General features: G+C 71.7%; 11 protein-coding genes. All 11 read right to left on the reverse strand.

What is annotated here, in order from left to right:
• Nucleotides 1-140: 140 nt before the first annotated feature.
• Nucleotides 141-908, reverse strand: a complete 768-nt coding sequence (locus tag FHU30_RS17545; protein ID WP_253877031.1) for a DsbA family protein — start codon at nt 906-908, stop codon at nt 141-143.
• 604 nt (nt 909-1,512) lie between these two features.
• On the reverse strand, nt 1,513-2,274 hold the full coding sequence (locus FHU30_RS17550) for a DsbA family protein (protein WP_253877033.1): 762 nt from the start codon (nt 2,272-2,274) through the stop codon (nt 1,513-1,515).
• A gap of 48 nt (nt 2,275-2,322) precedes the next feature.
• Complete coding sequence (locus FHU30_RS17555; protein ID WP_253877035.1) at nt 2,323-2,811, reverse strand: vitamin K epoxide reductase family protein; 489 nt, start codon at nt 2,809-2,811, stop codon at nt 2,323-2,325.
• Nucleotides 2,812-3,364: 553 nt separating this feature from the next.
• Nucleotides 3,365-4,180, reverse strand: a complete 816-nt coding sequence (trpA, locus tag FHU30_RS17560) for a tryptophan synthase subunit alpha (protein WP_253877037.1) — start codon at nt 4,178-4,180, stop codon at nt 3,365-3,367.
• Nucleotides 4,177-5,445: a tryptophan synthase subunit beta gene (gene trpB, locus FHU30_RS17565; RefSeq protein WP_253877039.1), complete on the reverse strand. Its 1,269-nt coding sequence runs from the start codon at nt 5,443-5,445 to the stop codon at nt 4,177-4,179. Before trpB ends, trpA begins: the two co-directional genes overlap by 4 nt.
• A gap of 228 nt (nt 5,446-5,673) precedes the next feature.
• On the reverse strand, nt 5,674-6,480 hold the full coding sequence (trpC, locus tag FHU30_RS17570) for an indole-3-glycerol phosphate synthase TrpC (RefSeq protein ID WP_253878024.1): 807 nt from the start codon (nt 6,478-6,480) through the stop codon (nt 5,674-5,676).
• A 150-nt stretch (nt 6,481-6,630) separates the two neighbouring features.
• On the reverse strand, nt 6,631-7,080 hold the full coding sequence (locus FHU30_RS17575) for a DUF2752 domain-containing protein (RefSeq protein WP_253877040.1): 450 nt from the start codon (nt 7,078-7,080) through the stop codon (nt 6,631-6,633).
• Between the two features lie 650 nt (nt 7,081-7,730).
• Nucleotides 7,731-8,408 (reverse strand): winged helix-turn-helix transcriptional regulator, encoded by a 678-nt coding sequence (locus tag FHU30_RS17580; protein WP_253877041.1) that lies wholly within the window; start codon nt 8,406-8,408, stop codon nt 7,731-7,733.
• 4 nt (nt 8,409-8,412) lie between these two features.
• Nucleotides 8,413-9,054: a Trp biosynthesis-associated membrane protein gene (locus tag FHU30_RS17585; RefSeq protein WP_253877043.1), complete on the reverse strand. Its 642-nt coding sequence runs from the start codon at nt 9,052-9,054 to the stop codon at nt 8,413-8,415.
• Complete coding sequence (hisI, locus tag FHU30_RS17590) at nt 9,051-9,440, reverse strand: phosphoribosyl-AMP cyclohydrolase (protein ID WP_253877044.1); 390 nt, start codon at nt 9,438-9,440, stop codon at nt 9,051-9,053. Before hisI ends, FHU30_RS17585 begins: the two co-directional genes overlap by 4 nt.
• A gap of 971 nt (nt 9,441-10,411) precedes the next feature.
• Complete coding sequence (locus FHU30_RS17595; RefSeq protein ID WP_030144886.1) at nt 10,412-10,618, reverse strand: cold-shock protein; 207 nt, start codon at nt 10,616-10,618, stop codon at nt 10,412-10,414.
• Between the last annotated feature and the right edge of the window lie 1,660 nt (nt 10,619-12,278).

The raw sequence follows: 12,278 nt of genomic DNA on the forward strand, positions 1-12,278 counted from the left end.
CGTTGACGTTACCGCGTCCGGAGGGTACGGGGACGCACGTCCCGCGCCGGAACACCCGATCGCCGGGTCTTCCGGGCGGATCGGATACCGGACGGCGGCGGACGACCGCGCTCCGCCGCCGTCTCCGGCGTCCGCCGCGGCTACTTGCCGGCGGCCTGCTCGACGGCCTTGGTCAGGCCGTCCTCGCTGTTCACCTCAAGCTTGCGGCCGTTGAGGAACATCGTCGGCGTGCCCTGGACGTGGCGGGTGTCGAGCGCGTACGTGGTCATCTGGTCGACCTGGGACTTCTTCTGCATCCCGCGGACGCAGGGCTCGAAGTTCGCGTCACCGACCCCGAGCTGGTGCCCCCACTTCACCAGCTCGTCCGGGGAGAAGCCCTTGTCCCCTTCCTCCGGCTGCCTCTTGTAGAGCGTGTCGTGGTACGAGAGCCACTTGTCCGCCGGGACGCACAGGGCGGCGTTCGCACCGCGCTCGGAGTTGCCGCTGAGCGGCTCCTGCTGAAACAGGTGGAACGGCCGGTAGACGAGCTTGACCTTCCCGTCCGCGGCGAGCTTCCGCATCGTCCCGCCGAGGGACGCCTCCAGCGCCTTGCACGCCGGGCACTGGAAGTCCTCGAAGACCTCCAGGACGGGCTTGGACACGCCCGTCTTCGCCATCGTGACCGAGCCGTCCGCCTCCCGCCCGACGGGCGCGGACGGACCGCTGTACGTCACCGCGTCCGCTCCCCCGCCGCCGTTCCCGCCCTTCTGCCCCGCGACCACGGCCACCACGACGGCGACCACCGCCGCCGCGGCCACGACCCCCGCCACGACCAAGAGCAACCTGGTGCGGCGGACCCGAGCGGCATCCGCCACCCGCTCCGCCGCCAGCCGCTCCCGCGCCGTCCGCGTCCTGTCGGCCTTGCTCACCACTCGATCCCCCGATCGACTCCACCTTCCACTGACGCTTGCAGAGCGTAGCGTCGTCACCCCACCACGGGACGTAATCACAACACTTCGCCCCCGAACCAACGGACGTCGCAAGCAGACGTCGCAAGCAAACGAACGCAACGTGCAGACGGACGGCGCGCGGCGGGCAGCGCACGGCGAGCAGCGCACGGCGGACGGGGCGGGGCGCTGCGCGGCGGGCGGCCCACACCGCGGGCGGGCACGCGAACGAACGGCGCACGCGAACGAATGCGCGGCGCAGGTGAACGCGCGGCGCTTGCGGATGGGCCAGGCATGCGCACGGGCCAGGCATGCGCACGGCGGCGCAGCGGATGGGCCAGGGATGCGCACGGCGGCGCGCGTGGATGGGCGGGCGGGGGCTTATGGACGGGCGGGGTGCGCGCGGACGGGTGGGGTCGGGCAGGGTTCGGGGCGTGCGGGCGGGTCGGCGTTCGCGGGGGTGGTGTTCGGGGGTGAGCGTTCGGACATCGGGTGTTCGGGGGCGAACGTTCGGGCTTCGGATGTTCAATGCTGAACGCTCGGGCACCGGATGTTCGGGTGCCCGAGCGTTCTGGGACGGCGTGGGTCAGGCGGTGCCGAGGGCCTTCTGGAGGGCGCTCGGGTCGAACATGGCGTTCTGGTCGACCGGCTTGCCGTTGACGAGCATGGACGGGGTGCCCGCCTTGCCGCCGAACTTCTGCTGGAGCGTGCTCAGGCCGTCGTCGTTGTTCTTCTTGACCTGCGACTTGTACTTCTGGTCCGAGACGCACTTGTCGTAGTCGCCGGACGCGCCGGCGGTCGCGCCGAACTTCTTCAGCGTGTCGACGCTCAGCGCCTTACGCTCGTCCGGCTGGTTCTGGTACGCGACGTCGTGGAACTGCAGGAACTTGCCCGAGTCGGCGGCGCACCAGCCCGCGACGGCCGCGCGCGGCGAGCCCTCGGGGTTCACGAACGACAGGATGTGGTACTTCACCGTGATCTTGCCGTCCGCGGCGAGCTTCTTGATCGTGTCGCCGCTGGCCTTCTCGAACTCCTTGCAGATCGGGCACTGGAAGTCCTCGTAGAGGTCGACCGTCGGGCCCTTGGCGTTCGGCTGCCCCATCGTGACGGTGCCGTCCGCGGCGACCTGGACCGGCGCGGTCGCGCCCTTGTACAGGTTCGCGGTGACCTTCTTGTCGTCCTTGCTGGAGTTCATGGCGACGACGATGACCACGACGGCCACGGCGACCACGACCACGGCGCCCAGCACGGCGGTCAGAAGCCGGACCTGCTTCTGCCGAGCCTGCTGGCGCCTGCGCTCCTCGGCCAGGCGCTCCCGGGCCGACCGCTCCCGTGCGGCCTTGCTCATTGTTGTTCTCCTATGGGTGGAGGTGCTGCTCTTCGGGCTTTCAGGGGGCTAGTCGACCTCGCCGAGCCGCCGGAACTCGTCGGCCAGGACCAGGACGAAGAGCAGAATAGTGATGATGTGCACCCCGGTGCACCACAGGCAGATCTTCTCCAGGACGGCCAGCTCGACCGTCACCAGGTAGACGATGAACACCACGCCGATCGCGGCCGACCCCAGACGGGCCCAGCGGAACAGCGGGGATGCCGACTTCAGCGCCCACGGCGTGATCAGCACGGCGAATCCGACGAAGAACAGCAGGCCGAGCAGCGGCAGCGGGACGCCGAGCAGCTTGGAGTACTTGCTCGTCGTCACGGCGTGGCAGTCGATCGTGGCGTTGGCCGAGCAGATCAGCGCCTTCTTGTGGTAATGCGTGTAGGTCAGGTAGATCGAGATGCCGAGCCCGGCCAGCGTGAGCGGCCAGGCCAGCGCCGGGAACCAGCGCCCGCCCGAGGGCCGGGCCGGCGCGGCGTCCGCGCGTGCCGCTGTGTCTTGCGTCATCGGTTGATCCTTCCACGACCGCCCGTCCAAGGCCGCCCGTCCGCACCGGGTCACGGCGGGCGAACACACACCTTACGGGAGTGAGGCCGAACTCATCAGCTTGAACCTACGGGGCGTCGGACGGAGTTCCCGAACCGTGAAACGACTTGGCAACAAAGCCCCTCGGCATCCCGGCTCGATGACTTCTGCTCGAACGACCAAAACCTTGCAGCCAAGCTCACACGGTCAGAACCCGATCAGATGGACTCGCCTGTTCGGGATTCGATCAACGGGCCCAACTCGAACGCATCGACCCAGGTGAGCAGGATGCGTGATCGCTGCGGTCAGGTGAACAGGTTGGCGTCGTCCGGGATTGGACGAGGCGCGGCGAGGTGTCCGGGATCGAGCGCCCTGGCCCCGGCTCGGTGACGACCGCCGGAGCGGACGGACCGGGGCGGCCTTGGCCGCCATTGCGCGCTCGGACTTCTTTGGCCCTGCCCGAGCCCGGACGGTTGGGTGTCCGGGCTCGGGGGTGGGACTGCGGGGTCAGAGGGCTCGGGGTTGGTCTGCGGGGTCAGAGGGCTCGGCGGACGCCCTTGGCGAATTCGGCGGTGAGGGCGCGGATGCCGGCGAGGCCGGAGGCGGGGTCCGGGGCGTCCAGGAGGCGGCGGATGAAGGCGGAGCCGACGATCACGCCGTCCGCGAAACCGGCGACCTCGGCGGCCTGGGCGCCGTCGCTGACGCCGAGGCCGAGGCCGATCGGCAGGTCCAGGCCCTGCTTGTCGATGATCGCGCGGGTGCGCTCGACCAGCCGGGGCGCGCCGGTGTCCACGGCCTTGCGGGCGCCGGTGACGCCCATCAGGGACGCGGCGTACACGAACCCGCGGCAGTCGGCGGTGATCTTCTCGATCCGCTCGTCGGTGGAGCTGAGCGCGACCAGGAAGACCTTGTCGAGCTCGTGCGCGTCGGCGGCGGCGAGCCAGTCCCCGCCCTCCTCGGGGCTGAGGTCCGGCGTGATCAGGCCCGCGCCGCCGGCGGACTTCAGGTCGCGGGCGAAGGCGTCCACGCCGTACCGGTCGACGGGGTTCCAGTAGGTCATGACCAGCGTCGGGGCGCCGGTCGCGGCGACGGCCTCGACCGTGCGGAACACGTCGGCGACGCGCGCGCCGCCGACGAGGGCCTGGTGGACGGCGTCCTGGATGGTCGGGCCGTCCATCATCGGGTCGGAGTAGGGCAGCCCGATCTCGATGACGTCGCAGCCGGCCTCGACCATGGCCTTGGCGGCGTCGATCGCGCCGTCCACGGACGGGAACCCGGCGGGCAGGTAGCCGACGAGGGCGGCGCGGCCCTCGGCCTTCGCCTTGTCGTAGGCGGTCTTGACGCTGCTCACTTGGCCTCTCCCTCGGGCATCAGGCCGAAGTAGCCGGCGGCCGTGTGCATGTCCTTGTCGCCGCGTCCGGACAGGCAGACCACGATCGTGGCGTCCGGGCCGAGCTCCTTGCCGACCTTGATCGCGCCCGCGAGCGCGTGCGCGGACTCGATCGCCGGGATGATCCCCTCGGTGCGGCAGAGCAGCGAGAACGCGTCCATCGCCTCGGCGTCGGTGATCTCGCGGTACTCTGCGCGCCCGGTGTCGTGCAGGTAGGAGTGCTCGGGGCCGACGCCGGGGTAGTCGAGTCCGGCGGAGATCGAGTGCGTCTCCATGGTCTGGCCGTCGTCGTCCTGCAGCAGGTAGGTGCGCATGCCGTGGATCACGCCGAGGGAGCCGCCGACCAGGGTGGCCGCGTGCTTCCCGGACGCGACGCCGTCGCCGCCCGCCTCGAACCCGAACAGCTTCACGCCCTCGTCCGGGACGAACGCGTGGAACATCCCGATCGCGTTGGAACCGCCGCCGACGCAGGCGACCACGGCGTCCGGGAGCCTGCCGAGCAGGTCCAGGCTCTGCTGCCGGGCCTCGACGCCGATGATCCGCTGGAAGTCGCGGACCATCATCGGGAACGGGTGCGGCCCCATGACCGACCCGATCACGTAGTGCGTGCTGTCGACGGACGCGACCCAGTCGCGGAACGCCTCGTTGCAGGCGTCCTTGAGGGTGCGGCTGCCCGTCTTCACCGGGACGACCTCGGCGCCCAGCATCCGCATGCGCGCGACGTTCAGGGCCTGCCGCTCGGTGTCGACCTCGCCCATGTAGACGGTGCATTCGAGGCCGAGGAGCGCGGCGGCGGTGGCCGTGGCGACGCCGTGCTGGCCGGCGCCAGTCTCGGCGATCACGCGCTTCTTGCCCATGCGCCGGGTCAGCAGCGCCTGACCGAGCACATTGTTGATCTTGTGGGATCCGGTGTGGTTGAGATCCTCGCGCTTGAGCAGGATCCGGGCGCCCCCGGCGTGCTCGGCGAACCGCCTGGCCTCGGTGAGCAGGCTCGGCCGTCCCGCGTAGTTCACGAGCAGGTCGTCCAGCTCGGCGGTGAAGGACGGGTCGGGCTTGGCGGCCTCGAACTCGCGGGTCAGCTCGTCCAGGGCGGCCATGAGGGCCTCGGGGGCGAACCGTCCGCCGAAGGCCCCGAAGCGGCCGGACTCATCCGGAACAGGCGCTCCGGACGAAAGGGACGTCTGCGAAGAAACGCCGGAAGCGCCGCGCGCGGCGTCGATGGTCATGAGGTTGGTCTCGTCTCTCAGGAGAAGGCTCGTCGGGTCAGTGGGAAACCGGACGAGCGCGCCATCGTTCGCGCAGCGGTTCAGCGAGCATGCCCGTACCTTACCGCCCCCGCCCAAACCCCATCTCCGAGAACCCCACCCCAACCACGCCCTCCGCTGGACGGAGCGGTCCTGGGGGGACATGACGACGCCCGGCTCCTTGGGGAACCGGGCGTGAGGCAGGGGAGGTCAGCCGCCTTGGCGGAGGGCGGGGTGGGCGCCGGCGGCGACGAGGTCGGCGACGGCCGAGCGGGGGTCGCGGCCGATGACCAGGCTCTCGCCGACCAGGACCGCGTCCGCGCCGGACGAGGCGTAGGCGAGCAGGTCGTGCGGGCCGCGGACGCCGGACTCGGCGATCTTCACGACACCCGCCGGGACGCGCGGGGCGACGCGGCCGAAGGTGTCGCGGTCGACCTTGAGGGTGCGCAGGTCGCGCGCGTTGACGCCGATGACCTTGGCGCCGGCGTCGACGGCCCGGTCGACCTCCTCCTCGGTGTGCACCTCGACCAGCGGGAGCAGGCCGATCGACTCGGCGCGCTCGACCAGCGAGACCAGCGCGTCCTGCTCCAGGGCGGCGACGATCAGCAGCGCGACGTCCGCGCCGTACGCGCGGGCCTCCCACAGCTGGTAGGAGGTGACGATGAAGTCCTTGCGCAGGACCGGGATGTCCACGGTGGCGCGGACCTCGGCCAGGTCGTCCAGGCTGCCGCCGAACCGGCGGCGCTCGGTGAGCACGCTGATGACCTTCGCGCCGCCCGCCTCGTAGTCCCGGGCCAGCGCGGCCGGGTCGGCGATCGCGGCGAGCGCGCCCTTGGACGGGCTGCTCCGCTTCACCTCGGCGATCACCCCGACGCCGGGCGCGCGCAGCGCCGCCAGCGCGTCCCGGGGTGCGGGCGCCTTCGCCGCCCTGGCCTTGAGGTCGTCGAGCGACACCGTCCGCTGCCGGTCGGCGAGATCGGCCCGGACCCCCTCGATGATCTCGTCCAGCACGCTCACGCCGTGCCCACGCTCGCCCTCGGTCACGCAGGAGCCCCCTATTTTCCGGTCGATCCGTGCACCGATCGTAGCCTCACCCGCCGACAGCGCCCGCACCCGGGGCCGGGCTCCGAACCGGCCGTCCAGCCCCATTCCATCCCCAACCTCCTGTTACGGGGCCAAGGCATGCGCGAACGGCAGGTTCCGGACGACCCAGTACACGAGCAGCAGCCCGACGACCCCCGCGAGGACGCCGCGCCGGAGCAGGACGGTCGTGACCCGCTCGCCGCGGACCGCGCAGTACGTCCAGCGCCCCCACAGGTAGACGAGCACCGGCAGCAGGACGAAAGCCAGCGGGTTGAACCCGAACGCCGTCCCGACATGGCCGTGCGTGAGCGAGTTGACCATGCGCAGCCCGCCGCAGCCCGGGCAGTAGTACCCGGTCAGGAACAGGAACGGGCAGGTCGGGTAGTGCCCCGGCGTGTGCGGATCGACGAACGTCACCACGACCGTGGCCGCCGCGACCGTCCCGAACACGGCCGCCGGCCCCCGCAACCGCCGCCCCACCGGAGGCGTCCCCCGCCCCACCGCGCCCAGCGCGTCAGGTATCCCCTGGCTCACCCCACCACCCTAAGCCGAACCCGCCCCCGCCCTCAGCCGTCCACCCCAGCCCAAGCCCTCGGGCCCGACGCGAGTGCCGCCTCGACGCAGGCCCGCCCCGCCCAGCGGCGCCCCGACCTGTATCCCGTCCTGGCCCGATCGTCCGCACAAGCCCAAAGCCCTGCCTCCCCTCCGGCAACCACAACCGCACGAGCGTCCGCGACAGGCGCAGGGCATCCGCGACAGGCGCAGGGCCGAGCGACGGTTTGGGCACCTCGCCAGGCCAAACGTCCGCTCAGAGTCAAACACCTGCCCTGCCCGAACGTCCGCTCCGCTCAGCCGTCCGCACTGCTCCGGGTGGGCGGGTGAGGTCGTCCGCGCGTTGGGGGCCTCTGTCGTGCGGGACGGATAGGAAAGGGTGGCGGGTGGGTCAGTGCACCCGGCGTACCCCCGGCGTGCCCAGGCCCGCGGAATCGGTCAGGTCGGCTGGAACCGGGGTGTGGGAGAGGCGAGTTCGAAGCGGCGCTTGGACGCGTCAGGTTGTGGCGGTGCCGAGCCTTGGTAGCTGCGCCATGCGTGGGCGGGTCCGGGGATCGTCGCGGTGGCCGACCGAAGACCGCCCGGAGCCGAGGTCCTGGCCGGGACGGCGAGGACGGTGATCCAGTGCGGGGTCAGGGGTCCAGGCGGTAGCCGACGCCTCGGACGGTGCGGATCGGGCTGGCGTCGCCGAGCTTTGCCCGGAGTTGGGCGATATGGACGTCCACGGTGCGGCTTCCCGCGCCCGCGCCAGGCCCCCAGACGGACTCCAGGAGCTGCTCGCGGGTGAAGACGCGTCCGGGGTTGCGGGCGAGGTAGCGCAGCAGGTCGAACTCGGTGGCGGTGAGGGCGACGTCCGCGCCGTCCGCGTCGCAGGTGCGGGCGGCGGTGTCGAGGGTGAGCGCGCCCGCGCGGAGTTCCGGCGTCCCGTCGGACGAGCCGCGCCGCATCGCGACCGCGACGGCCTGAACCAGCGCGCGCGGACCGAACGGCCGGTCCACGCGATGCGGGCCTAGACCGCGCGCGACCGCCGGATCGAGCGGCCCGACGACGGCGACGACCCGTCCGCCGGACGATCCGGGCCGCGTGACCAGGGCCTGCACGACCCGCCGGTACAGCTCGACGGGCTGCGCCGCGGTCGACAGGTCGAGGACCACCGCGTCCGGACGCAGCCGGGCGGCGGCATCGGGGGCGCCGGACGGGTCGGGCTCGACCTCCACCCGGTACCCCTCGCGGGTCAGGCAGCGCCGCTGGAGCTCGGCCACGGCCGGATCATGCTCGACGACCAGGACGAGCTCCCCCGAACCGGTCACATCCTCACCGGCGCCGCTTGGCGGTGTCGGCGGCGTCCTCGTCGGCCGTCGGGTCCTCGCCGCGGTCGAGGGACTTCCAGAGCGCGGACGCGTCGTCGGCGCCCTTCTTGTCGGCGGCGTCCTCTCCAGAACGGGCCGAGACCGGCCTCGCGGCCTGCTCCGGACGTGCATACCGGGCGGAAAGCCCCGGCCAGCGCGACCCCTTCACCAGGACGATCAGCCCGGCCGTCGCGAGCAGCACGCCGCCTGCCATCGACAGGCCCCACCAGGGCTCCACATGGACGACGGGGTGCGCGCCGAGCTTCATCAGCGCGCTCTTCTCCCCCGCGACCTTCGCGACGTGCGCGGGCCGCGACGCGGTCACCGAGGCCACCACGACGCCTGCGCCGAACAGCGCGAGCAGCAGCCCGACCGCCGCCCGGACCCGTCCGGACGTCGCGAACAGCGCCGCCAGCCCGGCGAGCCCGGCCCAGCCGAGCGCGGACGCGAACTGGCCGAGATCGTGCCCGGACAGGTGCTGGGTGAAGGGGGTGATCGCGTTCTCCGCGCGGACGGTGGCCCAGCGCTGCCCGGCGGCGAGCAGCGTCAGCCCGGCCCCGGCGGCACACACCAGCGCCGCGACGCCGCGCTCCCGCGCGGGGGTCACGACTGCCCGGCGGGCCGTTCGCCGACGGCGGCGTCCAGGACGTCGGCGTCGAAGCAGGTCCGGTCGCCGGTGTGGCAGGCCCCGCCGACCTGGTCCACCTTGATCAGGATCGCGTCCTTGTCGCAGTCGAGCGCGACGGACTTCACCCACTGCTGGTGGCCGGAGCTCTCGCCCTTGACCCAGAACTCCTGGCGGCTGCGCGACCAGTAGGTGGCGCGTCCGGTGGTGAGCGTGCGGTGCAGCGCCTCGTCGTTCATCCAGGCCAGCATGAGCACCTCACCGGTGTCGTACTGCTGGGCGATGGCGGCGACGAGCCCGTCGGCGTCGCGCTTCAGCCGCGCGGCGATCTTGGGGTCGAGGTTCGATTCGGAAGGGGCTGCGGACATGCCCTCCATTCTGCCGCAGTCACCCCACCCCCCGCGTCCAACCCCCACCCAGGCGCCCCCACCACCCGGAACACCCCCACCCCTCAAAAACCAAACCCCGCACACGCGCAGAGCCGACCGCCCCGGCCCCAACCCGCACAGCCCCCCAAGTCACGACAACGCACCTGGCACGGGCCGTATGCGCCCGGCGCGCCTGGCACAAGCGCGTACTGCCCGGGGCCCGGAACGAGGCAAACGGCGCAGGACGGCCAAGCACGCAACGGGACGGCGCACACCCTCAAGGTCTGGTTCGCCACGGGACGCGGGAGGTTAGGCGCAGGCTGCATCAGACGCAGACCAGGGCGGGTTGGCCTGCGGCGGGACGGCGCGTCCTCACGGGTCGGCCGCCACGAGGCGCGGGGCGCGGGGCGCGTTGGAGGGCATAAGCAAGCTGGCGTGCGGCAGCGCGGCGCGCACCCTTCCAGGGCGGACGCCACAGGACGCGGGGCCTGTCAGCCGCAAGGTGGGGCGGGCTCGCATGCGACGGACGACGCGCACCTTTCCGAGTCCGGACGCCACGAGATTCGGGGCGCTTGGGGCCTGGGTGGGCTGACTCGCGGCGGCATGGCGCACCCCGCGACGCAGTGCACCCCCATCCGAGGCAGGTCACTACGGAACGTCCGGCCTATGAGGCGCGAGGCAGGAGCGGGTTGGCGACCGACGGCAAGGCGCATCCTCATGAGCTGGGCGCCACGAGGCACGGGGCGTTGGCTCAGAGCAGGGCGGGTTGGCGTGTGGCGGGACGGCGCGCATGGTCACGGGCAAGGGCGTCAGGGGATGCGGGGCGTTGGGCGCGGGCCTTGGTAGGGGCGCACACGGCGATGGGGCCCAGAGCCGCGGGGTGGGTTGTTGGGTGCGAGGTGGAGTGGCGGGGTAGACGCAGCGCGGCCCGCGTTCCGGAGGAACGCGGGCCGCGCGGACGACTGCGGGTGTTACAGGGGGACGACCTGGTCGGCCTGCGGACCCCGGTTACCCTGCGTCACCTCGAACTGGACGCGCTGGTTCTCGTCCAGCGAGCGGTACCCGGAGGACTGAATCGCCGAGTAGTGCACGAAGACGTCGGGGCCACCGCCGTCGACGGCGATGAAGCCGAAGCCCTTTTCGGCGTTGAACCACTTCACGGTGCCCTGCTGGGGCATGTCTTTCTCCTTGCGGCAAAACGTGGGCCCACACCTCGCGGGCCCAGCGCGGCTGCTAGCGGAACGCTCTCGCCGCCGGGATGGTCCCGGAAAGCCAAAACGCCCGCTGCCATCAGTCCGCGGGCGTCCATACAAACGATCGAGAACCACGACTGCAACCGACCGGACCACAGTATCACCGGATCCGCGCAAAACGCAGGAGCCGCCGCCCTTTCGATCGCCGCCCCGAGCGCCGCCCGCCCGCGCGACACATCAGGGGAACACCTGACGGACATCCGTCGATGGGAGTTCTGCGCTTGTCGGGTCCCGCGAGAGGCGCGGATTTCCGCTGGCCACCGTGGAGACAGGCGTGATTCCGGACGCGCCGGACGGCGTGTCGGCGCGGTGGCCGGAAGCGGCTTGCCAAGCGGACTCGCCGATTCGTAAAGACTAAGAAGTTCCGCCGAGAGCGGAGCGCGGGATCGGCGGCCCTCGCGTTTCGGACACCGGCGCCCCTCGACGCGGCCGGGCGCGGGAAGGCTCGCGGCCGCGCAGACGGGCAGGCGGGGCCGATCGGCGCGGTACACCAGGAGATACCGAACCTCTGGAACCTCTGGAACCTCCCGCGCCACGCCGGCGCCCCGGCCCGATATCGCCGGAACCACCCCATCCGGTTCCGCCGGAACCCGATCCGGGGACGACTCGGCGGTCCGGCTGTGACGCGTGCCGCGCTGTCGCCGGGCATGGCGAACCTGTCCACCGCCGATACATTTTTAAGGACATAGCGGGCAATTTTTATACGTTCTCGACGAGTTCCACTTGCGCGGACGCGCGTTCGAGACGCATCCGGCCCTTGCGTGCACGTTGGATGTCGCCGCGGTGAACAAAGGCGTGGGACGCCGTTCCCTTCTCTTTATTGGCGTGTCAAGGGAGAGCGAAGGGGAGACAAGAGCGGCCGCGCCCGGTCTCCGGAGCCCTCTGCGCCATCGGACGCACGATGCGGACGTCCAGGCCCACTCGTGTGACGCAGACCGTTCGCAACCTCCGCTCCCGCGCCGCAGGCCTCCGGACCCCAGCTCCCGTGACGCAGACCTCCGCACCCCTCTCCTGCGCCGCAGACCGCTCCCGCGACGCAGAGCTCCACCCCCGCTCCTGCGGCAGCCCGTCCAGCTCACTCGTCCTGGTCCCTGGGTCGAGTCGGGAGCGGGTCGGCGGCGGAGCTTCGGTCCGCCGTACGGGTGCGGCGAGGAGCAGGATGGCTGTCCTGGTTTGGGCTACAGCTGGCCGGGAGGGGGTGGGAGCTTTGATCTTGAGGGGTGGCCGACTGGGACTTTTGGCCTAGAGCGGGAGTCTTCGGTCTCGGGCGGGAGAGGCGTCCGGGCGCTGCTCCGGGGCGTCCGGACGCAGTGGTCTGGGGCCGACCTCGGCGGGGACGGGCGACAGGGGTGCGATCTTGGTGGGAATACCCGATACGCCCGGATGGTAGGGATAGTCGCGCCCTCAACCATTTTGATCTTAGGAGCCCCCGTGCCAGCAGGCTCATCCCGAGGCGGAGCCTCGCCTACCGATCGTGCCGCACCCGAGCCCGACACCGGAGCCGAGGCCGGAACCGATGCCGCCGTCCTGGCAGAGCCGGGAAACGGCGCCAGCCGTGTGGCTGGGGGCGGGAACGGCGTCGGCG

Source organism: Actinomadura rupiterrae (genome assembly GCF_024172125.1).
In the GTDB taxonomy this organism is placed as follows: Bacteria; Actinomycetota; Actinomycetes; order Streptosporangiales; family Streptosporangiaceae; genus Spirillospora; species Spirillospora rupiterrae.

What these genes read in the sequence shown, in the direction of transcription:
- FHU30_RS17550 (WP_253877033.1), bottom strand. Translation starts at nt 2,274, where the DNA reads ATGAGCAAGGCCGCACGGGAGCGGTCGGCCCGGGAGCGCCTGGCCGAG.
- FHU30_RS17555 (WP_253877035.1), bottom strand. Translation starts at nt 2,811, where the DNA reads ATGACGCAAGACACAGCGGCACGCGCGGACGCCGCGCCGGCCCGGCCC.
- trpB (WP_253877039.1), bottom strand. Translation starts at nt 5,445, where the DNA reads ATGACCATCGACGCCGCGCGCGGCGCTTCCGGCGTTTCTTCGCAGACG.
- hisI (WP_253877044.1), bottom strand. Translation starts at nt 9,440, where the DNA reads ATGTCCGCAGCCCCTTCCGAATCGAACCTCGACCCCAAGATCGCCGCG.
- FHU30_RS17595 (WP_030144886.1), bottom strand. Translation starts at nt 10,618, where the DNA reads ATGCCCCAGCAGGGCACCGTGAAGTGGTTCAACGCCGAAAAGGGCTTC.